Raw genomic sequence first — 23,622 nt, 5'->3', positions numbered from 1 at the left:
CGCTTCGTTGTCTTCACCTGAATTGAATTGCCGGAGATGCACATGATTCGTCTATCCACGCTACTCAGCCGCAGCGCTGCCGCCGTCCTGCTGGGCAGCATGCTGGTCCTGGCCGGTTGCCATCGCGGCGCCACCAAGGACGAGGCCATCAAGACGGCCCAGATGCAGGGCCAGTTCGACGCCACGGTGGAGGCCTACAAGAGCGGCCAGTTCGTGGTCGACGGCGCGGTGCTCTCGGCGCTCGACACCGGCAGCCACTTCGCCTATCTGAAGGACCAGGGCAAGCTGCCCAAGACCGTGCTGCTCACTCCCAGCGACGAGTCCAAGGTGCGCAAGGCGCATCTGGAGTTCATGGCGCGCATGCAGCTGGATTACGGCTTCGCCGTGTACTACGACGACGGCGGCACGCTGAAGAAGATCAACCCGGTGGAGACCAAGGCGCGCGCGCTGGAGGACTACCACGCTCCGGTCAAGATGAACGACGAGCTGAAGGGCAAGGAAGCGAGCGGCGGCGGCTACGATCCGTCGCAGCGCTGAGCGCGCTTCGGTCCGGCAAGAAGCCCGCGAGCGATCGCGGGCTTTTTTATTTTCCGCTGGCGCAGGTTGGCGATGAGCTGGGCCAGCGCCTCCGGCGCATACGCCTGCGCCGCACCGCTGCCCCACACCGGTCCCGGCCAGGCCGCATCGCCTTCGCGCCGCGCCACCACGTGCACGTGCAGCTGCCGCACGATATTGCCCAGCGCACCCAGGTTGAGCTTGTCGCAAGGCGCGCAAGCGCGCAGCGCGGCCGCCGCCTGATTCACTTCGCTCCACAGCGTGCGCTGCTCGGTGTCCGCGAGGTCCGCGATCTCCACCATGCCGGCCTTGCGCGGCACCAGCACCAGCCAGGCGAAGCGTGCATCGTTCATCAGCAGCAGCTCGCACAGCGGCAGGCTGGCGACGTGGCGGGTGTCGGCGGCGAGGCGGCCGTCCAGCGCGAAGTGCCCGCTCATGCGCCGGCCAGTTCGCGCGCGAAGAAACCCATGCTGCGGTCCCAGGCCAGCGTCGCGCTGGGCTCGTGGTATTGCGCGCCGATGTCGCGGTTGAAGGCGTGGTCGGCCGGGTAGGTGTAGATCTCCATCTGCGGCAGTTTCTCGCGGTGCCTGGCCACCATCTCCGGCGGGATGCTCCTGTCGAGTTCGCCGAAGTGGAACATCACCGGCGCCTGCGGCGGCTGGTCGAGATAGGGCAGGTTGCGCGCACCGTAGTAGCTCACCGAGGGCAGTCCCAGCCGGATCGCCGCCAGCAGCGCCACCGTGCCGCCCCAGCAGAAGCCCACGGTGCCGATGTTGCCGGCGGAGGCGATCGATGCGGCCGCGCTGCCCACGGCCTCGACGGCGCGATCCATGCCCAGCTCGTTCACCAGCGCCTTGCCGCGCGCCATGGTGTCGGCGTTGTAGTCCATCTCCACGCCGCTCTCCAGGTAATCGAAGAAATGCGGCGCCACGGCAACGTAGCCCGCCGCGGCGAGGCGGTCGGCGACGCTGCGGATATGCGCGTTCACGCCGAAGATTTCCTGGATCACCACGATGCCGCCCTTGGGCTTGCCTTCGGGCTTGGCCAGATAGGCGCCGATGCACTGGGTGCCGGAGGTGGGAAGGTTGATGTTCTGGCCCATGACGCTTTCTCGCTGCCGCAAAGCGGCAAGTTTAGGCGGATGGGAGCGGCCCTGCATTTATGAGAGGCTATCGCGGCTTATTTTCAAGGATGTTTCGATGAACGGCCAATCCGTGCAAACCGACCTGCTGCGCCTGTTCGAGCGCCACGAGGTGGAACTCGAACCGGACGAGGAATGGCTGGTCACCGACGGTGATTTCCCGGCCATCCGCGCCACCTGGCACGAAGGCGCGGGCGACGCGCCGGGCCGGCTCGACGTCGACGTGGTGATCAGCGAAGAGCGCCATATCGAGGAAAGCTTCGCCGGCCAGAGCCGCGGCGACGCGGGCATGCGCGATGCGCTGAAGGCGTTCGAGCGCAATGCCTTGTACGTCCTGCTGGCCTCGTGCTGGTACGTCACCGACGACCGGCGCCTTCAACTGCAGAACTGGGAACTGGGCCTGCGCAGCTGGGACATCTTCGTCGGCCCGCTGGCGATGAGCCGCGACGACGTGGCCGCTCCGGATGGCTTGCTGCAGGGTTTGCACGAAGCGCTGCGCAACGAGTCGCTGAGCGGCGAGCTGCACTGGATCCGCCTGTTCTATCGCCGCGCCGACGATGGCGCGGTGCTGGCCGAAGCACTGCTGGACAACCAGCCCTGGCCGGGCGGCGACCGCCTGCTGGCCCAGCTGGCCTGGCAGTCGGGCGGGCCGGGCTACAGCGCGCGCTGCTTCATCACGCTGGATATTCGCGATTATTGAAGCGCCGCGGCGCAGCGGAAACATCTGTGAAGTGTCGGGGGCACGATGATCGAAACGGCGGCAGGCCTGGGTATCGAGCAGTTGCACACGTACTGGGCTTGCCAGTGCGCGCCGGGTTCGGTGGCGCCGCTGCCGCAGGACGTCGTGAAAACCCTGCTCGCCGGCCTGCGCCTCAACGTGCTGGAAACCCTGCGTTACCTGCATCAGCACAAGCCGAGCTTCGCGCAGTTCGAAGCGTGGATCGGCGAGCGCCATGGCGGCGAGCTGGACGAAGCGGCGGTCGATCGCCTGCGGCGCGCGCTGGCGGGCGAGGCGGTCGGCGCGGAAGTCGGCGCTCTCGACCACGTCGAAGGCTTGAGCGCCGACGACCTCGCGCATTGGGACGAGCACGGCTACGTCATCCTGCGCAACGCCATTGCGCCGGAAGCGGCGCGGACCACCGAAGCGGCCATCTACGATTTTCTCGGCATGGACCGCGACGATCCCGAGTCCTGGTACCGCCCGTCGCTCGGCCACTCGATCTGGGTGCCGCTGCTGCACCATCCGGCGGTGGTGGCGAACCGCCGCTCGCCGCGCATCCACAAGGCGCATGCGCAGCTGTGGGGCCGCGAGGACCTGTGGGTCACCGTCGACCAGGTCGGCTTCAATCCGCCCGAGCGCCCCGAATGGATGTTTCCCGGCCCGCATCTGCACTGGGATTCCACGCTGGCCGAACCGCACCATCTGGAGCTGCAGGGCATCCTCTATCTCGCCGACGTGGCGCCCGACCAGGGCGCCTTCAGCTGCGTGCCGGGCTTCCATCGCGAGCTGAAGCAGTGGCTGAAGACCGTTCCGGCCGGCGTGAATCCGAACGACCATGCGCGCCGCACCCTGGCCCTGCAGCCGATCGCCGCCCACCGCGGCGACATGGTGATCTGGCACCACCTGCTGCCGCACGGCAGCAGCCCGAACCGGGCGCGGCGCCCGCGCGTGGTGCAGTACATGTCGCTGCGGCCCACGCGCTATGCCTATACCGAGGAATGGAAGTCCTGACCGCGGTGGGGAACCGGTCCGGACGGGGCAGGCGGGTTCGGCTATAATTCCCGGTTTGCCAACCTCTTAACGGTCCCCAGGTCATGTCCCAGGCCACCCAGAAGATCGGTTTCGTCAGCCTCGGCTGCCCCAAGGCCCTGGTCGATTCCGAGCGCATCCTTACCCAGCTCAAGGTCGAAGGCTACGAGATCGTGCCCAGCTACGGCGCGGCCGATGCGGTGGTGGTCAACACCTGCGGCTTTATCGACGCGGCGGTGCAGGAGTCGCTGGATGCGATCGGCGAGGCGCTGCACGAGAACGGCAAGGTCATCGTCACCGGCTGCCTGGGCAAGCGCTCGGAGCTGATCCGCGAGGCCTATCCGGACGTGCTGGCGATTACCGGTCCGCAGGACTACGCCAGCGTGATGAACGCGGTGCATGCCACCTTGCCGCCGAAGCGCAATCCGCTGCTGGACATCATTCCGCTTGGGCGCCTTGGCGCCCAAGGCGATGACTCGGTCGGGATCAAGCTCACGCCGAAGCACTACGCGTACCTGAAGATCTCGGAAGGCTGCAACCACCGCTGCAGCTTCTGCATCATCCCCTCGATGCGCGGCGACCTGGTCTCGCGTCCGGTCGACGAAGTGCTGCTCGAAGCCGAGCGCCTGGTGAAGGGCGGCGTGAAGGAACTGCTGGTGATCTCGCAGGACACCAGCGCCTACGGCGTGGACCTGAAGTACGCCGAGCGCCAGTGGCGCGACAGGAGCTGGCGCACGCGCATGACCGAGCTGTGCGAAGGCCTGTCGGAGCTGGGCGTGTGGACGCGCCTGCACTACGTCTACCCGTATCCGCACGTGGACGAAGTGATGCAGCTGATGGCGGACGGCAAGCTGCTGCCGTACCTGGACATCCCGTTCCAGCACGCCAGCCCGCGCATCCTCAAGCTGATGAAGCGCCCGGGCAACATCGACAAGACGCTGGAGCGCGTGCGCAACTGGCGCAAGGCGGTGCCGGACCTGACCATCCGCAGCACGTTTATCGTCGGCTTCCCCGGCGAGACGGACGCCGAATTCGAAGAGCTGCTGGATTTCCTGCGCGAGGCGGAACTGGACCGCGTCGGCGCCTTCGCCTATTCGCCGGTGGACGGCGCCAAGGCCAACGAGCTGCCGGGCGCGGTGTCCGAGGAATTGAAGGAAGACCGCCTGGAGCAGTTCATGGCGGTGCAGGCGGAAATCTCGGCGGCCAAGCTGCAGCGCAAGATCGGCCGCACCATCCGGGTGCTGGTGGACGAAGCCGACGCGCACGGCGCGGTCGCGCGTTCCGCCGCCGACGCGCCGGAGATCGACGGCCTGGTGCGCATCGCGCTCGACCCGGCCAAACCCGGCCAGCCGCTGAAGCCGGGCCAGTTCGTCGACGTGGTGGTCGAAGCCGCCGACGAGCACGATCTGCACGCGCGCCTCGCCGGCTGATTCCCCATGCGCTACGTGGCGCCCGCGCGCGGCTCGGTCGATCCGGCCGTGTTCCAGCGGCCGCCGCTGGCGGCCTGGCGCGAGTACGCCGACCTGCTGTGCGGGCCTGACTGGCCCGACGTCGCCCGGCTCGATGCGCTGCTGCCGCCGCAGCAGCGCGAGCGCTTCGTGGCGCAGACGCGCGCCGTGCTGGACGACGGCCTGCACTACGAGCAGCGCATCCACACGCAGGGCGCCATCGCCACGCGCGCCGCCAACTGGCACGACCTGTTCAATGCGCTGGCCTGGCTGCGCTATCCGGGGATCAAGCGCGCGCTGAATGCGCAGCAGGTGGCCGGGATCGCGCAGATGGGGCCGCGCACGCGCTCGCGGCCGCAATACGCGCTCACTCATTTCGACGAAGCCGGCGTGCTGGTGGCCGTGCGCGATCCTTCGCTGCTGGCGCTGTGGGACGCGCACGACTGGCACGGCCTGTTCTGGCGCCGCCGCGAGGCCTGGCTGGACGGTTCGATCCATGCCGAGGTGTTCGGCCATGCGCTGCTGGAGCACGCGCTGACGGACGGCAAGCTGCTGGTGGGCAAGGCCCTGGTGTTCGCCTGCGGCGACCGGGGCGAGGCCGCGCTGGCGCAGCGCTGCGCCGCCGGCATCGCGGACGGCACGCTGCTGCGCGATCCGCTCGAACTGCGCCCGCTGCCGCTGTCCGGCATTCCCGGCTGGCATGCGCACAACGGCAGCGAGGCTTTTCACCGCGGCGCCGAGTGCTACCAGCCCCTGCGCCATGGGCGACGCTATCCGCCGCCGGTGCCGGCCGCCGCCTCGCCGCCGTCATGAACTGTCGCGGCAATTGCCGGCGCATGGGTTTCGCGGCTATATAAACGCCGGGGGCAAATCGGGGGCGGTTCTTATGACAGCCGGAACGTCGGGGCGTTGGCACTGGATCGGATCCTGGCTGCTCGGACTGGTTTGCTGGCTGCCGCTCGCCGCGCCGGCGGCCGAAGCCGTGCCGGCGGAGCCGATCCGCTTCGGCATCCTGCCGATCGGCAGCGCGGCGGAATCGCGCGAGCAGTGGCGTCCGCTGCTGGCCGACCTGGAAAAGCGGCTGGGCCATCCGATCACCACCGTTTCGGTGAGCAGCTATGCCGGCCTTTCCGGCGCGATCGGCGAGCAACGCGTGGATATCGCCTTCCTGTCCGGCCGGCTGGCCATCGAAGCGGTGCTGCGCCAGCAGATGAGCGTGTTCGCGCAGTTCGAGCGCAGCGACGGCGCCAAGGGCAACGTGGCCTTGCTGGTGGTGCGCGCGGACGGCCCCATCCACGACCTGAGCGGCCTGCTGGCGCATCCCGGCCGCTGGCGCTATGCGCGCGGCGAGCCCTTGTCGGTGACCGGCTATGTCGCGCCGGAAGCCGAAGTGTTCGCGCCGCGCGGACTCAACTCCGACACCTTCTTCGCCCGCGTGCGCGTGGGCAATCACCAGAACAATGCGCTGGCCGTGGTCAACGGCGAAGTGGATGTGTGCAGCGGCAACAACCCGGACCTGGACCTGTTCCGCCGCAATTTCCCCGACCAGGCCGCGCAGCTGAAGGTGATCTGGCGCTCCAGCCTGATTCCCTCCGGCGTGCTGGTGGTGCGTGCCGGCATGGAGCCGAAGCTGCGCAAGCAGCTGACCGATTTCATGCTGGGCTACGGCAAGGGCGGCGGCACGGCGGGCGAGCGCGAGCGCGACAACCTGGCACGCATTCCCGATCTCGCCGGTTTCGTACCCGCCAACAGCCTGGTGCTGCGTCCGTTCTCGGACATGGAATACACCTTGCAGCGGCAGCAGGCCCAGCACGGGCGCTGGGTCAGCGACGCGGCGCGCGATGCGCGGCTGCGGCAGATCGAGGCGGATCACAAGCAGGTGCTGCAGCAATTGCAGGCGCATTGAGAGCCGGGAACCCCCTTTCCCGGCGTCGGAAATTCAATCTTGCTCAGCCCGCCTGGGCAGGTGAGGTTCATCCTTTATCCGTAGGGTGAGGCGTTCATGCCACCAGGAGATCTCGCATGACTCAGCACCACGCCCGCCGCCGCGGCGCCTCCATGCGCTGGCTGTTCGCGCTCTCGATGATGGGCGCCGCCGCGCTGTCGCCGCTGTCGGCCTCGGCGCAGGCCAGCCCCCGCCCGCAAGCGGCACCGCAGCCGCAGGCGGCGCCGCAGCGCCAGTCCGGCCAGTCACCGGCGAGCGCGAGCGGTCCCGAACTGCCCGCCGCCGACCAGCTGGCGATCAGGAATTACACGCTCAACGAAGACGTGCTCGGCCGCCTGATGGCGGTAACCAAGGAAGCGCGTGCGCAGGACATCCGCCCGCAGCCGGCGCCGGATCCCGCCAAGGTGCGCAACCTGGACGATCTGGCCAATTACGCGGTCGGCGGCGACAGCAAGCTCGCGCCGCTGGTGCAGAAGCACGGCTTCACGCCCAAGGAATTCCTGCTGGCCAATCTCGCGCTGATGAACGCGGCGCTGGCGGTGCAGGCGCGCAGCGATCCCAACCTGGCCAAGACCATCGACCAGTCGAAGGTGAATCCGGCCAATGTGGCGTTCTTCGAGTCACACCAGCAGCAGATTGCGGCGCAGATGAGCGAAGGGGCGAAGTAACCGCGGAAGCGCGGCGTTTCGCTTTTGATCGTCATCCCGGCGCAGGCCGGGATCCAGTGGCGACCACGTTGGGTCGTGGTCGCTACGTCAAACAGCTGTTTTCAGCGTTGTGCCGACGACCGAGCGGTGTCGTTACTGGATCCCGGCCTGCGCCGGGATGACGGCTTCGATGTATGTCGCGCCGGCTCGGTAGGGCGTATCAGTACCCCACCGACACAATCGCAAACCGCGTACGCCCGCCCGGCAGCTCCGCGTCGAATTCGTCGTCCACGCGCTTCTTCAGCGCCGCCCGCGCCATCGGCGAATCGATGCTGATCCAGCCGGCTTTCGCGTCGGTCTCGTCGGGGCCGACGATGCGATAGATCACCGTCTCCCCGCTGTCCACATTCTCCAGCTCGATGCGTGCGCCGAAGAACACCACGGCGCGATCCGCCGGTGCGCCTTCCGCCACCTTCAGCGCGGGAATCCGCTTGCTCAGGTAACGCACGCGGCGATCGATCTCGCCGAGCTGCTTCTTGCGATAGGTGTATTCGGCATTCTCCGAACGGTCGCCTTCGGCCGCGGCGGCCGCGAGCGCCTTCACCACTTCCGGCCGCAGCGTGTGCCAGAGGTGGTCCAGTTCGGCTTTGAGCTTCTCGAAGCCTTCGCGGGTGATGATCGCGGTCGAGGAAGGGGAAGGTGGGCGCCAGCGGCTCATCGGGCTTGAGGGGTATCCAGCAGTTGTCGTTCCAGGGCGAGCAGTTCCGCGTGCACCGGGTGGTCCGGAAATGCGGCGGCGAGCTTGCGCAGCAGCACCAGCGCTTCGGCGGGCTGGTCCAGCCGCAGGCCGAGCTGCTGCGCGGCGAGCAGGCCGATGCGCGGCGCTTCGGGCGTGCGCGGCCACTTGGAAAGATAGCCTTTGCACAGCTTCACCGCGAGCCGGCTCATGCCCATGCGTGCGGCCAGTTCGGCCAGTGGGCCGGCGGTGGCCGGGTCGTCGGGCAGGAAGGCCGGATCGATCTCCATGCATTCCTGCACCAGTCCCAGCGCGCGCTTGCCTTCGTTATTGGCGAGCAGGGCGGCGGTCCAGATCTGCCCGTGCACCAGCAAGGCCTCGCGCAGGCCTTCCTGGCGCAGCAGCTGGCGATAGGCCAGGTGCAGCGAGGCCGGCGCGCTGCGGTCCTGCAGGCGGCCCACCAGCATGTCGATGGCGGCCCGCGGTTGTTCCGCGGCGCGCTGCTGCACGGCGGCGAGCAGGCGGCTGTCCTCGTCCTGGCCGCTCGCGGCGACCAGGCGCTCGGCCTCGGGCGCCATGCCGAACTGCTCGTGGCGCTCGTGGATCATCGCGCCCATCAGATGGAAGCCGAGCACGATCAGATAGGTGTAGGCGAACGCATACAGCGGCTGCGCGACCAGCCGCGGCAGCACACCGGTGGCCGCTCCGGCCAGCACGATCAGCCCCGCCACGATAAGGTTGATCGTCACGGGAATCAGGTAGGCCAGGCCGAAGCCGCCGATCACGCGCAGCATCTGCAGCGGATTGAGCGCGTCGGCGAGGTTGCCCTCGAATGCCAGCGTCATGTCGATCGCCGGCAGAATCAGCACCGATACCAGCAGGATCGGCCACAGCGCACGCGGAAAGAACACCGCCGCGAGTATGCACAGCGCGGCCAGGAACAGGTGGATTGCAGTCAGCGCCCAGCCGGAGGATTCATTGCCGCCCAGGCTGACGTCCGGTGGGTCGGCGAAACCGTTGGCGGTGTGCAGCATGCAGTCCGCGGCGTAGCGCCATGTGGCCGCCCATATCGCCAGGGTGCAGATGCCGCCGAGCAGCGCCGGCAGCAGACCGACGACGAGGTGCGCCAGCGCCATCGCCGCGCAACTGGCCAGCGCGGCACCGCGCAAGGGATAGGCGAACGCCGCGGGCAGGCGTTCGGCAAAGGGTTTGTCGGCGGCGACCGTGGGGATCTTCGGCATGGTGCCGCGCTCAGCGCTTGCCGCCGAAGATGCTGCCCAGCACGCCGCGCACGATCTGCGTGCCCAGGCGCGAGCCGATGCTGCGCGTGGCCGACTTGGCCATCGCCTCGATCACGCCCTGGCGGCGGCCGTTGCCCAGCAGCACGTCGCGCACCGCGTCGCCCCAGCCGGGGCCTTCGGCCGCGGCGGGCGCGCCCTTGCCGGCCGGGGTGGCGGAAGCGACTTTCTCGCCCGCGCGCGCCGCCAGCATCTCGGCCGCCGATTCGCGGTTCACCGCGGTGTCGTACTTGGCGCCCACCGGCGAACGCTGGCGCACCGTGGCGCGCTCGGCCTCGGTGATCGCGCCGATGCGCGCGGTGGGCGAGGCCACCAGCACCTGTTCCACCGGCGAGGGCACGCCGCCGTCGCGCAGAGTGGAGGCCAGGGCCTCGCCGACGGCGAGCTTGGTGATGGCGTCGGTGACGTCGAGCTTCGGATTCGGCGCGAAGGTTTCGGCCGCGGCCTTCACCGCTTTCTGGTCGCGCGGCGTGAACGCGCGCAGCGCGTGCTGCACGCGGTTGCCGAGCTGGCCGAGGATATTGCCGGGCACGTCGTCCGGATTCTGCGAGCAGAAATACACGCCCACGCCCTTGGAGCGGATCAGCCGCACCACCTGTTCCACGCGCTGCAGCAGCGCGGCCGGGGCGTCGTCGAACAGCAGGTGCGCCTCGTCGAAGAAGAACACCATCTTCGGCTGCTCCAGGTCGCCCACTTCCGGCAGCTGCTCGAACAGCTCCGACAGCAGCCACAGCAGGAAGGTGGAATACAGGCGGGGTTTGAGGATCAGCTGGTCGGCCGCCAGCACGTTGATCACGCCGCGGCCGCTCATGTCCTGGCGCATCAGGTCGGCCAGCTCCAGCGCCGGCTCGCCGAAGAACTGGTCGGCGCCGTCCTGTTCCAGCTTCAGCACCGCGCGCTGGATCGCGGCGATGCTCTGCGTGCTGATCAGGCCGTACTGGGTGGAGATGTCCTTGGCGTGTTCGGCGGCGAAGCCGAGCAGGGCGCGCAGGTCGGCCAGGTCCAGCAGCAGCCAGCCGTTGTCGTCGGCCACTTTGAAAACGACTTCGAGCACGCCTTCCTGGGTGTCGTTCAATTCCAGGATGCGGCCGAGCAGGGTGGGGCCCATCTCGCTGATGGTGGCGCGCACGGGGTGGCCGAGCTTGCCGTAGATGTCCCAGAAGATCACCGGATTGGCCTGCGGCTTCCAGTCCTTCAGGTCGAGCTTGGCCAGGCGCGCTTTGAGCTTGTCGCCCGGCTCGCCGGCGGCCATCGCCAGGCCCGCGAGGTCGCCCTTGGCATCGGCCAGGAAGCAGGGCACGCCCAGGCGCGAGAAGCCTTCGGCCAGCACCATCAGCGAGACCGATTTGCCGGTGCCGGTGGCGCCGGCGATCATGCCGTGCCGGTTGCCGTAATGCGGGTCGAGGTTGACGGTGGCGCTGTCGTTGCGGCCGATGAGGATGTCAGTCATGAGGGTCCGTCCGGTAGGGGCGCGGCGATTGTAGGAGCAGGGAACGGGGAACGGGGAACGGGGAACGGCAGGAGCGTCGCAGCCCCATCCTTCATATCGACCCGCATGTTCCCCGCTCCCTGTTCCCCGTTCCCCGCTCTCAAGCTATTGTCGTCGCTTTCGACACGCGACTTTCCCCATGCCGTCAACCGCTTCCGCGCGCTCCCTGCGCCTGCTTCCCCTGTTCGCGGCGCTGGCCGCGCTGAGCGCCTGCGCGAGCGGCGGCGGCACCAAGGCGGCGGCGCCCTCGGCCCAGGTGAACGCGCTGTACGCGCAGCTGGACCAGGCCAGCAAGGGCTACGACACGGCGCTGCAGCAGGCGCGCGCCGGCGACGCGCAGGCTTCGCAGCAGACGCTGTCCACCTCGCTGGAGCAGCTCAAGCGCGCTTCGGCGCAGTGCGGCAGCAGCCCGGGCTGCGATCCGCAGCGCTTCTTCGCCGTGTACGACCGCCTGCTGCGCCTGAAGGACGGCAGCTTCTCGCTCGGCGACGACGTGGAGGTCAGCGGCGAGCAGACGCCCGAGGGCAGCGCCGGCACCGGCAAGACCGGCGCCGCCAGCCTGCCGCAGGCGCAGCGCAGCGTGACCCTGCTGCACGGCCAGAAGCTGTCGGAGCTGATCGCCATGAACGGCCCGGTGAAGGCGGCGCTGGAGATGTGGCTGACCCAGTGGCGCTCCAACCTGATGGACGCCTACGTCAATTATCAGTACATGCGCTACCAGATGTGGCCGGCCTACCAGAGCCGCGACCTGCCCGAGGCGGTGCTGTTCGGCATCATGGCCAAGGAGTCCGGCGGCAAGGTGCATGCGGTGTCGCGCTCCGGCGCGGCGGGCCCGCTGCAGTTCATGTACGCCACCGGCCTGCGCTTCGGCCTCAGCAGCGACGGCGGCTTCGACGAGCGCTTCGATCCGGCGCTGGCCGCGCGCGCCAACGCCGAATACCTGGACGAGCAGCTCGGCATCTTCAACAACAACCTGGAAGTGACGCTGGCCGCCTACAACGGCGGCGAGGGCCGCATGCGCCGTCTGGTCGGCGACGACACTTCGGTGAGCTTCTACGACCCGCGCATCTACAACCAGTTGTCGCAGGAAACCCGCGACTACGTGCCGGCGGTGCTGGCGGCCGCGTGGCTGTTCCTGCATCCGGACAGCTACAACCTGCGCTTCCCCAAGGTGGACGGCGTGCCGGGCAGCGTGGTGCTGAAGCGGCCGGCCTCGCTGAGCGAGCTCACGGTGTGCCTGGGTTCGGCCGGCGGCATGGAGAGCGGCTGGTTCCGCACCTTGCGCAATCTCAATCCGCGCGTCGATCCGCAGGCGGCGCTGCCGCAGGGCACCAAGCTGGTGGTGCCGAAGCTGATCGAGCCGTCCTATGCGGCGCGCTGCGCCGATGGCCCCTGGCCGATCCTGGCCAACGACCTGCATACCGCGGTGGTGCCGGTGGTGGCCTCGACGCCGGATCCGACGCCTTCGCGTTCCGCGCCGTCGAAGTCGCGCAGCTATACGGTGAAGCGCGGCGACACCCTGGCCGGCATCGTGCGCAAGCTCGGCTGCTCGGACGTGCAGGAAGTGGCCCAGCTCAACGGCATCAGGCAGCAGCACATCAAGCCGGGGCAGACGCTCAAACTGCCCGCGTGCCGCTGAGCCGGACGTAATGGGACGTAGGTTGGGGTGAGCCGCAGGCGAACCCCAACGATGCGTGGCGCTCGATGTTGGGGTTCGCCTGCGGCTCACCCCAACCTACGCCAGCGTTGCTTACGCCGCGGCGAGGCTGTTGCCGCGGGTCGGCGCCGCCTCGGTGCCGTTGCGGTGGGCTTCCTTCAAGCCATGCAGCACCTTCAGCAGATGGCGGTGCTGCAGCTGCAGCTTGAGGTGCGGGGAATCCTTGGTCTCGTGGTAGGCCACCGCCAGCCACAGCGCCACGCCGCGGATGGCGACTTCGGCATTGTCCGACCGCGCGCGCGCATAGCCGACGTCGGTACCCTCGCCCCAGGGCAGATAGCGCTGTTCCGGCGAGGTGCCATAGAGATGCGGGAACTCGCTGCGCGAGGCCTGGCCGATCTCGCGGAGAGTCAGCGTGCCGAGCTGGACGCGCGTGCGGCGTGGCAGGCTGTCGACGATGCGCTCGATCTCGCGGAACTGACGACCCAGCTGCCGGCTGCGGCTCAGGGCGATGATCTGGCTGACGATGCGCATGCGGTTCCTCCGGTCGCGGATTCGGGATGCGGCGCGGCTGCGCGCTGCGGCGAATACGGGTGAGGATAGCGACGCCTCGCTTCGCCTTGCGCCAAAAAAGTCACAAAACGACGAAAAGCGTCACTCGGATCTGTGCGTCAGTTCGTACAGCGACCGAGACGCTGGCCCACTTGCACCACTTGCTGCGGCTGCAGCTCGTCGAATTCCGCCATGCCGTCGGGCAGCAGCAGGATCACCGTCGAGCCCATGTTGAAGCGCGCCATCTCGGCGAAGCGCTCCAGCGAAATGTTCTGCCCGGCGAAGGACTTGCGGCGGATCGCCGGCGCGTACGGCGGAATCACCAGGCCGTCCCACACGGTGGCCACGGACGACACCAGGATCGCTCCCACCATCACGGCGACGAACGGGCCGCGCTCGCTCTCGAAGTGGCAGACCAGGCGCTCGTTGCGCGCGAACAGGCGCGGGATCGCCTCCACCGCGAACGGCGCCACGCTGAAGATGCGCCCCGGCACGTGCACGGTTTCCTTCAGCGTGCCGGCCAGCGGCATGTGCACGCGGTGGTAGTCGCGCGGCGACAGATAGATGGTGGCGAAGCGGCCGTTGCGGTACGGCGCGGCAGCGGCCTCGTCGCCCAGCAGTTCGGCGGAGGTGTATTCCTGGCCCTTGGCCTGGAAGATGCGCCCGTCCACGATGCGGCCGGACTGGCTGATGCGCCCGTCGGCGGGGCTGAGCAGAGCCTGCGGGTCGGCATCGGCGCGGCGCGCGTCCGGCCGCAGCTTGCGGGTGAAGAAGGCATTGAAGTGCTGGTAGGCGAACGGATCGGGCTGGGCGGCCTGGGCCATGTCCACCTGATAGCGGCGCACGATCTGCCCGATCAGGAAGTTCTTCCACGGCACGAAGGTCCAGCGCGTGGCCCAGTAGACCACCCGCGACAGCGCGCGGTGGGGCAGGAGGTATTGCAGGAGCACTTTGAAAGTCATTCGGCCAGTATATCGGGTAGGGAACGGGGAACAGGGAATGGGGAACAGGTGGGTTGATATGAACGCCGTGGCTGCGATGCTCTTGCCGTTCCCCGTTCCCCGTTCCCCGTTCCCCGTTCCCCGTTCCCCGGCCCGCTATACTTCGCGATCCTCCAGCCGCAGACCCTGGCCGCCGTGACCGCCGAACTCGCCTCCATCATCGATTTCATCCGCTACGGCGCCAGCCGCTTCTCGGCCGCCGGGCTGACTTTCGGCCACAGCCACGACAACCCGATCGACGAGGCCACCCACCTGGTGCTGGCCAGCCTGCACCTGCCGCCGGACATCCCGCCGGCCTACGGCGCCGGCAAGCTCACCGGCGAAGAGCGCGAGCGCGTGCTGGCGCTGATCGAGCGCCGCATCAACGAGCGCCTGCCGGTGGCCTACCTGGTCGGCGAAACCTGGTTCGCCGGGCTGAAGTTCAAGAGCGACCGCCGCGCCCTGGTGCCGCGCTCGCCGATCGCCGAGCTGATCGAATCCGGCTTCCAGCCGTGGCTGGAGCACCGCCACGTCGAGCGCGCGCTCGACCTGTGCACCGGCTCCGGCTGCATCGGCATCGCCATGGCCGAGTACAACCCGGACTGGCGGGTCGACATCGTCGACGTCAGCGACGACGCGCTGTCGCTGGCGCGCGAGAACATCGTGTTCCAGCACGTGGAAGGGCGCGTCGAGGCGGTGAAGTCCGACCTGTTCAACGGCGTGAAGGGCCGCGTCTACGACCTGATCGTGTCCAACCCGCCCTATGTCACCGAAGCCGAATACGCCGCGCTGCCGGGCGAGTACAGCCACGAGCCCAAGCTCGGCCTGACCTCCGGCGAAGACGGCCTGGACCTGTGCCTGCGCATGCTGGACGAAGCGGCCGGATACCTGAGCGAGGACGGCCTGCTGATCGTCGAAGTGGGCGAGAGCGAGCACGCGCTGGTGGAGCTGCTGCCGGAAGTCCCGTTCGTGTGGATCGAGTTCAAGGTCGGCGCCATGGGCGTGTTCGCGCTGGAGCGCCGCGACCTGGTCGAGCACGCCGACGCCATCCGCGCCGCGGCGCGCGCCCGCCACGGCTGAGCCGTGGACCTGCTGACGCCGCGCCTGCGCCTGGATGCCTTGGCCTCTGGCGACGCCGCGGCGCTGTATGCCTATCGCGGCGACCCCGAGGTCGCGCGCTACCAGGGCTGGCAGCCCGCCTCGCTGGATGAGGCGGCGGAATGGATCGAGGCGTTGGCCGCCGAACCCGCGCCGGGCCACTGGTGGCAGCGCGCCATCCGCCTGCGCGACAGCGGCGAGCTGATCGGCGACCTCGGCCTGGGCCTGGCCGCAGATGAGAAAGGCGGCGTGGAACTCGGCATCACCATCGCACCGCCCTATCAGGGCAGGGGCTATGCCGCCGAAGCGCTGCGCGCCGCCCTGGACTGGGCCTTCGCCCGCGGCGCCAACCGCGCCACCGCTTCGGTCGATCCGCGCAACACCGCCAGCGTGGCGCTGCTGTGCTCGCTGGGCATGCGCCAGGAAGCGCATTTCCGCGAAAGCTACTGGCTGCGCGGCGAATGGGCGGACGACCTGGTGTTCGCCCTGCTGGCGCGCGAATGGCGCGCCGGCGCAGACCCGGCGGCCCGTACACGCTAAGCTTGGCCGGTTAGCCCCCAGGAAAAGCCCCGTGTCCAGCAATTCCTTCGGCAAGATCTTCACCGTCACCACGTTCGGCGAGAGCCATGGCCCGGCCATCGGCTGCGTGATCGACGGCTGCCCGCCGGGGCTGCCGATCGAAGAGAGCGAATTCCGCGCCGACCTCGACCGGCGCGCCACCGGCAAGAGCCGCCACACCTCGCAGCGGCGCGAAGCGGACGACGTGGAGATCCTCTCCGGCGTCTACGAAGGCCGCACCACCGGCACGCCGATCGCGCTGCTGATCCGCAATACCGACCAGCGCAGCAAGGACTACGGCGACATCGTCAGCACCTTCCGCCCCGGCCACGCCGACTACAGCTACTGGCAGAAGTACGGCATCCGCGATCCGCGCGGCGGCGGGCGCTCGTCCGCGCGCGAAACCACCATGCGCGTGGCCGCCGCGGTGATCGCCAAGAAATGGCTGGCCGAGCGCTACGGCGTGCGCGTGCGCGGCTATCTCGCGCAACTGGGCGGCATCGCGCCGCAGGGTTTCGACTGGGACGCGGTGGAGCAGAACCCGTTCTTCTGGCCGCACGCGGCGCAGGTGCCCGAACTTGAGAAGACCATGGACGCGCTGCGCAAGTCCGGCGACTCCGTCGGCGCGCGCGTCAACGTGGTGGCCGAGGGCGTGCCGCCGGGCTGGGGCGAGCCGATCTACGGCAAGCTCGACGGCGACCTCGCCGCCGCCATGATGTCGATCAATGCGGTGAAGGGCGTGGAGATCGGCGACGGCTTCGCCGCGGTGGCCCAGCGCGGCAGCGAGCATCGCGACGAAATGAGCCCCGCCGGTTTCGCCTCGAACCATGCCGGCGGCATCCTCGGCGGCATCAGCACGGGGCAGGCGGTGACCGCTTCGATCGCGCTGAAACCGACGTCGAGCATTCTGATTCCCGGCCACAGCGTGAACCTGGCAGGCGAACCGGTCGAGGTGGTCACCAAGGGCCGCCACGATCCCTGCGTGGGCATCCGCGCCACGCCGATCGCCGAGGCCATGATGGCCCTGGTGCTGATGGACCACGCCTTGCGCCATCGCGCCCAGTGCGGCGACGTGGGCGAGGTGAGTCCGCGCCTGGCGTGAGCGCGCTTTGCGTGCACCGCCGGCGCGGCAAGACTGATGTGAGTACATGAGCGCAAGACAGAAAGTGTGGGTGTCGCGCCCCTTGTTTCCGGAAGTGCTGGCGCGGCTGTCCGAATACGTCGACGTGCAGGCCGAGGCGATCGAGCGCCGGCATGCGCCGGAAGCGCTGCGCGAGCACCTGTCCGGCGTGGATGGGGCCATCATCGGCCTGGCCGACCCGGTGGGCGCGGCGGTGGTGGAAGGCAACCAGCGCCTGCGCGTGATCGCCAACCTGGCGGTGGGCTACAACAACCTCGACGTGCCGGCGCTGACCCGCGCCGGCATCCTCGCCTGCAACACCCCCGACGTGCTCAACGAGACCGTGGCCGACTACGCCTGGGCGCTGATGCTGGGAGCCGCGCGCCGCGTCGGCGCCGCCGAACGCTGGCTGCGCGCGGGGCAGTGGCAGGGCGGCATGCGCTTCGACGACTGGCTGGGCGTCGACGTGCACGGCAAGACGCTGGGCATCCTGGGCATGGGCCGCATCGGCCAGGCCATCGCGCGCCGCGCGGCCGGCTTCGACATGCACGTGCTCTATCACAACCGCTCGCGTCTGCCCGAGCCGGTGGAGCGCGAATGCCGCGCCAGCCTGGTCGACAAGGCCGAACTGCTGCGCCGCGCCGATCACCTGATCCTGGTGCTGCCGTATTCGCGCGAAAGCCACCACGCCGTCGGCGCGGCGGAACTCGCGCTGATGAAACCCACCGCGGTGCTGGTGAACGTGGCCCGCGGCGGCATCGTGGACGACGCGGCGCTGGCCGCCGCGCTGCGCGAGGGGCGGCTGGCGGCCGCGGGGCTGGACGTGTTCGAGGGCGAGCCGGCGCTGCATGCGGACCTGCTGCGTCTCGAGAATGTCCTGCTCAGCCCGCATATCGCCAGCGCCAGCGCGGATACGCGCCGCGCCATGGCCGCCCTGGCCGCCGATAATGTGCTGGCCGCGCTGGGCCACGGACCGCGCGCCGGACGTCCGCCGGCGCCGCTCAATCCTGAAGTGATGAAACGTTGGTCCTAAAAAGCGGCTGTTTCAAAGCGTGATGCCATTCACGCCCAGGCAGATCGCGTATTGTTTTGCCCTCAACCCCGGCTAGATTTCCGTTGATGCGGATGTCGGCCCCGTTCGGACGGATCTCCGAGTCCCTCTACTGAAACCTGGAACATGAGCAAGAAGAGCAGCTACAAGGTGGCGATGGTCGGCGCGACGGGCGCCGTGGGCGAAGCCCTGCTGGCTATCCTGGCGGAGCGCAAATTCCCGGTCGGCGAGCTGGTCCCGCTGGCCAGCGAGCGTTCGGCGGGCGGCAAAGTGGACTTCGCCGGCAAATCGGTCACCGTGCGCAATCTTGCCGACTACGACTTCGCCGGCGTGGACATCGCCTTCTTCTCCGCCGGCGGCTCGGTCAGCCGCGAGCACGCGCCCCGCGCGGCGGCGGCCGGAGCGGTGGTGATCGACAACACCTCGGAGTTCCGCTACCAGGACGACATCCCGCTGGTGGTGAGCGAAGTGAATCCGCACGCCATCGCGCAGTACACCAAGCGCGGCATCATCGCCAATCCGAACTGCTCGACCATGGGCATGCTGGTGGCGCTGGCGCCGATCCACCGCCAGGCCGGCATCACCCGCATCAACGTGGCCACCTACCAGTCGGTGTCCGGCGCGGGCCGCTCGGGCATGGAGGAACTGGGCCGGCAGACCGCGGCGCTGCTCAATTTCCAGGACGTGGAAAAGTCGAAGTTTCCCAAGCAGATCGCCTTCAACGTGATCCCGCACATCGACGACTTCCAGGCTAACGGCTACACCAAGGAAGAAATGAAAATGGTCTGGGAGACCCGCAAGATCCTGGAAGACGACACCATCCAGGTGAATCCCACCGCGGTGCGCGTGCCGGTGTTCTACGGGCATTCCGAGGCCGTGCACATCGAGACCCGCGACAAGATCACCGCCGAACAGGCCCGCGCGCTGCTGGAAAAAGCCGAGGGCGTGGTGGTGCAGGACGAGCGCAAGGCCGGCGGCTATCCCACCCCGGTGGGCGACGTCGCGGGTAAGGATCCGGTCTTCGTCGGCCGTATCCGCGAAGATATTTCTCACGAGCGCGGCCTGGACCTGTGGATCGTCTCGGACAACATCCGCAAGGGCGCGGCGCTGAACGCGGTGCAGATCGCCGAACTGCTGATCGAGGAACATCTCTGATGCAAACCCGCCTGACCAGCCTGGCGCTCTGCGCCGCATGCCTGGCGATGCCGGCCTGGGCCGGTCAGCAGGCGGGGGCCGCGGCCCCCGCTCCCGCACCGAAGGCCGAGGCCGAGCACCGCGTCGCCAGCAAGAACGCCGAAGTGCAGCGCCTGCAGCACGACGTCGCCTCGCAGGAGGCCCAGAGCGAGCAGGCCGACCGCAGGATGGAGCAGCAGGACCGCGCCATCGCGGAGCTGCGCCAGCAGCTGGAAGCACTGAAAAGCACCAAGGCCGCTCCCGGCCCGGGCCATTGAGCAAGACCCAATAAGCGGGACCGCTGCGAGAACCTCTCGCAGCAATGCGTTGTAAATATCGGCCGCAACTATTGTTTGTGGGCCTTTTTCTAACTTAAAGTGTCGTCTTGTCGACGGAATCGCCGCCCAAGTGCGGCGATCCTTATATAAGAAACGTCACGGGGCAGTTCGGGGGAACACGCGATGAATCGTTCGTTGAGACTGTCGGTGCTGCTGGCGCTGGCCTTAGGCAGCACCCAGGCCGCCGCGCTCGAACTGGGCCAGATCCAGGTCAAGTCGGCCTTGGGCCAGCCCTTGCTGGCCGAGATTCCGCTGAACCCGGAACATCCTTCCGAGCTGCAGAACCTGTCCGCCAAGCTCGCCTCCGGCGAGGAATTCGCCAAGGCCGGCATCAGCGGCGCGCCGAACATCCCGCTGCAGTTCGCGGTGATCGACGGCGGCAACGGCCGCAAGGTGATCCGCATCACCAGCGCCGCGCCGGTGAACGATCCCTACCTCGACCTGCTGGTCGAAGTGAGCAGCGCCACCGGCAAGAGCGTGCGCGAATTCGCCATCCTGCTCGACCCGCCGAGCAGCCCCGGCGCCGCGCCCGCCACCCGCGCGCCCGCCGTCGCTTCGTCCTCCAGCAAGCCCGCGCGCCATGCCGCGCCGGCACCCGCCGCCGACGAGCAGCAGGCTGCCGCCAAGCCCGCGCCCGCCAAGCCGGCGCCGGCCGCCGCGCCGGCGCTGAAGAACGGCGAATACGGTCCGGTCGAGCGCGGCCAGACGCTGTCGTCCATCGCCAAGGACACCGCGCCGCAGGGCGTGGACATCAACCAGATGCTGCTGGCTCTCAAGCAGGCCAACCCGGATGCGTTCTACCGCGACAACATCAATGCGCTGAAGACCGGCGCCGTGCTGCGCGTGCCTTCCGCGCAGGACGCGCAGGCCATGGCGGTGGCCGCGGCCGCCGCCGAAGTGCGCCGCCAGAACGGCGACTGGAGCTCGGGCGCCGCGCGCACCGCCACCAGCGTGGCCGATGCCGGCACGCGCCCGGCCGCTTCCACCGCGCCGACCGCCGGCAAGGGCGAACCGTCCGACCGTCTCTCCCTGGTGCCCGCGAAGGACGGCGCGCAGGGCGCCGCCGGCGGCAGCGCCAAGGGCGACGGCAAGGACGCCAAGGCCGCGGCCGGCCTGCGCGAAGACCTGCTGCGCAGCAAGGAGGCGCTGGCCACCCTGGAACAGCAGGGCAACGAGCTGAAGTCGCGCCTGAAAGACCTGGAAGACATCAACCAGAAGAACACCAAGCTGCTGGCGCTGAAGGACAACGAGATCGCCGACCTGCAGCGCAAGCTGGCCGAAGCCCGCAAGGGCGCGCCGGCGGCCGCCGCCGAGGCCAAGCCGGCCGAAGCGAAGCCCGCCGTCGCCGAAGCGCCCAAGCCCGCCGTCGAGGCGCCCAGGCCCGCGCCCGCCGCCAGCGCACCCAAGCCCACCGATACGCTGGCCGTGACCCCGGCCGGCACCAGCTCCGCCCCGGCTTCCACCGGCAGCGCCGCCGCCACCGCCCCGGTGGCCAGCACGCCGGCCAAGCCGGAGAACAAGCCGGCGCCGAAGCCCGCCCCGGTGGCGCCGCCCGCGCCGGCCGAGGAAGAGCCCTGGTACATGCAGACCTGGGCGCTCGCCACCGGCGCCGGCGCCGTGGTGCTGCTGCTCCTGGGCGCGCTGCTGGGCCGCCGCAAGAAGTCGGGCGATGCTCCGGCGCCGCGCTCCGCTTCGTCGCTGGCCGACCGCTTCGGCGCCGAACCGACCATCGGCGGCTCCGATCCGGACCAGGACGAACTGCTCGACCAGCTCGCCGAACATCCGGACGACGTCGGCCTGCACCTGGAACTGGTCAGCCTGTACTACAGCCGCCGCGACGTGGAGCACTTCGAAGCGGCCGCCGAAGCGATGCACGCGCACATCTCCAGCCCCGACCAGCCGGAATGGCTGGACGTGGTGTCGATGGGCGAGGACCTGGTCCCCGGCCATCCGCTGTTCTCGGGCGGCAACCCGCCGCCGCTGCCGCCGCAGAACGAGGACGAGCACGAGGCGCTGCACCAGTTCGACCTGGACCGCTATGCCGAGACCCAGCACGATGACATCCCGCCGATCCCGGCCGCTCCGCTGCCCCCGAAGAACCCCAAGGTCAGCGAGTACCACTTCGACTTCGACCTGACCCCGCGCCCGCTGGCCAACGCCGCGCCGGTAGCCGCCGAGCCGGAGCCGGTCGCCGCGCCGGAACGCGAGCCGGTGTCCACCTGGCAGTTCGCCGACCTGGAAGACGAGATTCCGGCCGCGCCGGCGCACAGCCCGGTGGAAGACGATTTCGCCCACGCCGGCGATGCGCACGAAGGCGGCTTCAACGACGACCCGGTCGACACCAAGCTGGACCTGGCCCGCGCCTACCTCGACATGGGCGACCCGGACGGCGCGCGCGCCATGCTGGAAGAAGTGCTGCACGAAGGCACCCAGATGCAGAAGGACGTGGCGCAGAAGCTGCTCGACGGCATCCGCTGAGTTCTCGCTGCAGGTGTTTTCTTATCGGGCCGGCTATATGCCGGCCCGATGTTTTTGGGGCTTGCCACAGGCGCGGGATGCTAACCTCGTCGGCCTTGCAGCTTCGCCTGGCTCCACATGCGCATCGCCCTGGGCATCGAATACGACGGCACCGACTTCCTCGGCTGGCAGCGGCTGACCCATGGGGCCACCGTGCAGGGCGCGCTGGAGAAAGCCCTGTCGTTCGTGGCCGCGCATCCGGTCGAGGTGACCTGCGCCGGCCGCACCGACGCCGGCGTGCACGGCCGCTGCCAGGTGGTGCACTTCGACACCGAGGTGCAGCGCGATCCGCGCGGATGGGTGCTCGGCGCCTGCGCCAACCTGCCGCGCAGCGTGGCGGTGCTGTGGGCGCAGCCGGTGCCGGAAGATTTCCACGCGCGTTTTTCCGCACGCAGCCGCCGCTATCGCTACCGCATCCTCAACCGCCCCGTGCGCGCGGCGCTGGATGGGCGCTACGTGACCTGGGAGCGCCAGCCGCTGGATGCCGCGCGCATGCACGAGGCGGCGCAGGCGCTGATCGGCGAGCACGATTTCACCGCCTTCCGCGCGGTGTCCTGCCAAGCGGCGCATGCGCGGCGCGAAGTGCTGGCGGTGAGCGTGCGGCGCGAGCAGGAACAGGTGCTGGTGGAGATCGAAGCGAACGCGTTCCTGCATCACATGGTGCGCAATATCGTCGGCTCGCTGCTGCCGGTGGGGCGCGGCGAGCAGCCGGCGGCCTGGGTCGGCGAACTGCTGGCCGGGCGCAATCGCGAAGTGGCTGGGCCGACTGCGCCGTCCTCAGGCCTGACCTTCCTCGGGCCTCGCTACGAAGCGCACTGGGGCCTGCCGCCGGAGGTGAGCCAATGACCCGCATCAAGTGCTGCGGCATGACGCGCGTGGAAGATGCGCGGATGGCCGCGCAATACGGCGCCGATGCGATCGGGGTGATCTTCACCGCGCGCAGCAAGCGCCGGGTGGATATCGCGCGCGCCAGGGACATCTGCGCCGCGCTGCCGCCGTTCGTCAGCACCGTCGCGCTGTTCATGGATGACGATGCCGCCCATGTGCGCGAAGTGCTGCGCGAGGTGCAGCCCGATCTGCTGCAGTTCCATGGCGATGAAAGCGACGACTGGTGCGCGCAGTTCGGCCATCGTTATCTGAAGGCCATCGCGATGGGCGAGGGTGCTGCGGCTTTGCCGCGGCTGCGCGAGTATCCCGGCGCGGCGGGGTTGTTGCTGGATGGGCATGGGCTGGGCGAAGCGGGCGGCGGCGGCAAGGCCTTCGACTGGTCGTTGATGCCGACCGATCTCGAGCAGCCGCTGATCCTTGCTGGCGGATTGACCGCCGAGAATGTCGCGCACGCCGTTCGCGTGGCGCAGCCGTGGGCGGTGGATGTGTCGAGCGGGATCGAGTCCGCGCCCGGCATCAAGGATGCAGCGAAGATGTACGCCTTCATCGAGGCAGTGCGCCAGGCCGGCTAAAAGCTCGTCATTCCGGCGCAGGCCGGAATCCAGTAACGGTAGCGTTCGGTGAACGCCTCACCGTCAGAGCGCCCATCGCTTCGCCTTGAGCAAACGCTGTCGTCACTGG

Annotated in this window: 24 protein-coding genes; 17 read left to right on the top strand and 7 right to left on the bottom strand. The window is 69.0% G+C overall.

Annotated features, from left to right (window positions below; all coding sequences use genetic code 11):
- Window positions 1-42 precede the first annotated feature (42 nt).
- Window positions 43-537: a hypothetical protein gene (locus FHW84_RS12210; RefSeq protein WP_167255827.1), complete on the top strand. Its 495-nt coding sequence runs from the start codon at window positions 43-45 to the stop codon at window positions 535-537.
- On the opposite strand, the gene FHW84_RS12205 is transcribed toward FHW84_RS12210, so the two are convergent.
- Together FHW84_RS12205 and FHW84_RS12200 are read right to left on the bottom strand one after the other, a co-directional pair.
- Window positions 516-992: an HIT family protein gene (locus tag FHW84_RS12205; protein WP_167255825.1), complete on the bottom strand. Its 477-nt coding sequence runs from the start codon at window positions 990-992 to the stop codon at window positions 516-518. The two genes, FHW84_RS12210 and FHW84_RS12205, sit on opposite strands and share 22 nt — an antisense overlap.
- Window positions 989-1,657: a dienelactone hydrolase family protein gene (locus tag FHW84_RS12200; RefSeq protein WP_167255823.1), complete on the bottom strand. Its 669-nt coding sequence runs from the start codon at window positions 1,655-1,657 to the stop codon at window positions 989-991. Before FHW84_RS12200 ends, FHW84_RS12205 begins: the two co-directional genes overlap by 4 nt.
- Window positions 1,658-1,754: 97 nt before the next feature.
- Here FHW84_RS12200 and FHW84_RS12195 point away from each other — a divergent pair, with 97 nt between their 5' ends.
- From FHW84_RS12195 to FHW84_RS12170, 6 genes are all read left to right on the top strand, one after another.
- Window positions 1,755-2,396 carry a DUF6348 family protein gene (locus tag FHW84_RS12195; protein ID WP_167255820.1) on the top strand — a complete coding sequence of 214 codons (642 nt, stop codon included), beginning with the start codon at window positions 1,755-1,757 and terminating at the stop codon, window positions 2,394-2,396.
- Between the two features lie 45 nt (window positions 2,397-2,441).
- The gene (locus FHW84_RS12190) at window positions 2,442-3,428 is read left to right on the top strand and encodes a phytanoyl-CoA dioxygenase family protein (RefSeq protein ID WP_167255818.1); all 987 of its coding nucleotides are present in this window, start codon (window positions 2,442-2,444) and stop codon (window positions 3,426-3,428) included.
- 83 nt (window positions 3,429-3,511) lie between these two features.
- Window positions 3,512-4,876, top strand: a complete 1,365-nt coding sequence (gene rimO / locus FHW84_RS12185; RefSeq protein ID WP_167255816.1) for a 30S ribosomal protein S12 methylthiotransferase RimO — start codon at window positions 3,512-3,514, stop codon at window positions 4,874-4,876.
- Window positions 4,877-4,882: 6 nt separating this feature from the next.
- Complete coding sequence (locus tag FHW84_RS12180; protein ID WP_167255814.1) at window positions 4,883-5,707, top strand: DUF3025 domain-containing protein; 825 nt, start codon at window positions 4,883-4,885, stop codon at window positions 5,705-5,707.
- Window positions 5,708-5,780: 73 nt separating this feature from the next.
- Window positions 5,781-6,800 (top strand): phosphate/phosphite/phosphonate ABC transporter substrate-binding protein, encoded by a 1,020-nt coding sequence (phnD, locus tag FHW84_RS12175; protein ID WP_167255812.1) that lies wholly within the window; start codon window positions 5,781-5,783, stop codon window positions 6,798-6,800.
- Window positions 6,801-6,916: 116 nt separating this feature from the next.
- Window positions 6,917-7,507 carry a hypothetical protein gene (locus tag FHW84_RS12170; RefSeq protein WP_167255810.1) on the top strand — a complete coding sequence of 197 codons (591 nt, stop codon included), beginning with the start codon at window positions 6,917-6,919 and terminating at the stop codon, window positions 7,505-7,507.
- A gap of 199 nt (window positions 7,508-7,706) precedes the next feature.
- Here the strand turns inward: FHW84_RS12170 and greB are convergent, their stop codons facing one another.
- From greB to FHW84_RS12155, 3 genes are read right to left on the bottom strand one after another with little or no spacing between them, the layout of a single operon-like run.
- Window positions 7,707-8,204, bottom strand: a complete 498-nt coding sequence (gene greB, locus FHW84_RS12165; protein ID WP_167255808.1) for a transcription elongation factor GreB — start codon at window positions 8,202-8,204, stop codon at window positions 7,707-7,709.
- Entirely contained in the window at window positions 8,201-9,463 is a 1,263-nt protein-coding gene (locus FHW84_RS12160) for a hypothetical protein (protein WP_167255806.1), read from the bottom strand. The genes greB and FHW84_RS12160 overlap by 4 nt, the downstream gene beginning before the upstream one ends.
- Before the next feature lie 10 nt (window positions 9,464-9,473).
- The gene (locus FHW84_RS12155) at window positions 9,474-10,970 is read right to left on the bottom strand and encodes a helicase HerA-like domain-containing protein (protein ID WP_167255804.1); all 1,497 of its coding nucleotides are present in this window, start codon (window positions 10,968-10,970) and stop codon (window positions 9,474-9,476) included.
- A gap of 178 nt (window positions 10,971-11,148) precedes the next feature.
- On the opposite strand from FHW84_RS12155, the gene FHW84_RS12150 reads away from it, so the two are divergent.
- Window positions 11,149-12,648 (top strand): transglycosylase SLT domain-containing protein, encoded by a 1,500-nt coding sequence (locus FHW84_RS12150; RefSeq protein WP_167255802.1) that lies wholly within the window; start codon window positions 11,149-11,151, stop codon window positions 12,646-12,648.
- 111 nt (window positions 12,649-12,759) lie between these two features.
- Here FHW84_RS12150 and FHW84_RS12145 read toward each other — a convergent pair whose 3' ends face one another.
- Window positions 12,760-13,200 (bottom strand): hypothetical protein, encoded by a 441-nt coding sequence (locus FHW84_RS12145; protein WP_167255800.1) that lies wholly within the window; start codon window positions 13,198-13,200, stop codon window positions 12,760-12,762.
- Window positions 13,201-13,337: 137 nt separating this feature from the next.
- Complete coding sequence (asd, locus tag FHW84_RS12140) at window positions 13,338-14,180, bottom strand: archaetidylserine decarboxylase (RefSeq protein ID WP_167255798.1); 843 nt, start codon at window positions 14,178-14,180, stop codon at window positions 13,338-13,340.
- 174 nt (window positions 14,181-14,354) lie between these two features.
- On the opposite strand from asd, the gene prmB reads away from it, so the two are divergent.
- The 9 genes from prmB (at window position 14,355) to FHW84_RS12095 (ending at window position 23,513) form a co-directional block, all read left to right on the top strand.
- Entirely contained in the window at window positions 14,355-15,278 is a 924-nt protein-coding gene (prmB, locus tag FHW84_RS12135; protein WP_167255796.1) for a 50S ribosomal protein L3 N(5)-glutamine methyltransferase, read from the top strand.
- 3 nt (window positions 15,279-15,281) lie between these two features.
- Entirely contained in the window at window positions 15,282-15,836 is a 555-nt protein-coding gene (locus tag FHW84_RS12130; protein WP_167255794.1) for a GNAT family N-acetyltransferase, read from the top strand.
- Between the two features lie 31 nt (window positions 15,837-15,867).
- Window positions 15,868-16,956, top strand: a complete 1,089-nt coding sequence (aroC, locus tag FHW84_RS12125) for a chorismate synthase (RefSeq protein ID WP_167255792.1) — start codon at window positions 15,868-15,870, stop codon at window positions 16,954-16,956.
- Window positions 16,957-17,002: 46 nt separating this feature from the next.
- Window positions 17,003-18,007 carry a D-glycerate dehydrogenase gene (locus tag FHW84_RS12120; protein WP_167255790.1) on the top strand — a complete coding sequence of 335 codons (1,005 nt, stop codon included), beginning with the start codon at window positions 17,003-17,005 and terminating at the stop codon, window positions 18,005-18,007.
- 144 nt (window positions 18,008-18,151) lie between these two features.
- A complete protein-coding gene (locus FHW84_RS12115; protein ID WP_167255788.1) occupies window positions 18,152-19,180 on the top strand; it encodes an aspartate-semialdehyde dehydrogenase in 1,029 nt (342 codons plus the stop codon).
- Complete coding sequence (locus FHW84_RS12110) at window positions 19,180-19,476, top strand: hypothetical protein (RefSeq protein WP_167255786.1); 297 nt, start codon at window positions 19,180-19,182, stop codon at window positions 19,474-19,476. Before FHW84_RS12115 ends, FHW84_RS12110 begins: the two co-directional genes overlap by 1 nt.
- A gap of 183 nt (window positions 19,477-19,659) precedes the next feature.
- Window positions 19,660-22,014 (top strand): FimV/HubP family polar landmark protein, encoded by a 2,355-nt coding sequence (locus FHW84_RS12105; protein WP_167255784.1) that lies wholly within the window; start codon window positions 19,660-19,662, stop codon window positions 22,012-22,014.
- Window positions 22,015-22,131: 117 nt separating this feature from the next.
- Window positions 22,132-22,899 (top strand): tRNA pseudouridine(38-40) synthase TruA, encoded by a 768-nt coding sequence (gene truA / locus FHW84_RS12100; protein WP_167255782.1) that lies wholly within the window; start codon window positions 22,132-22,134, stop codon window positions 22,897-22,899.
- The gene (locus FHW84_RS12095) at window positions 22,896-23,513 is read left to right on the top strand and encodes a phosphoribosylanthranilate isomerase (protein WP_167255780.1); all 618 of its coding nucleotides are present in this window, start codon (window positions 22,896-22,898) and stop codon (window positions 23,511-23,513) included. The genes truA and FHW84_RS12095 overlap by 4 nt, the downstream gene beginning before the upstream one ends.
- The last annotated feature ends 109 nt before the right edge of the window (window positions 23,514-23,622 follow it).

This window comes from Dyella sp. SG562, from assembly GCF_011759495.1.
Taxonomy (GTDB): domain Bacteria; phylum Pseudomonadota; class Gammaproteobacteria; order Xanthomonadales; family Rhodanobacteraceae; genus Dyella_D; species Dyella_D marensis.
This window is presented reverse-complemented; position numbering and strand designations above follow the sequence as displayed.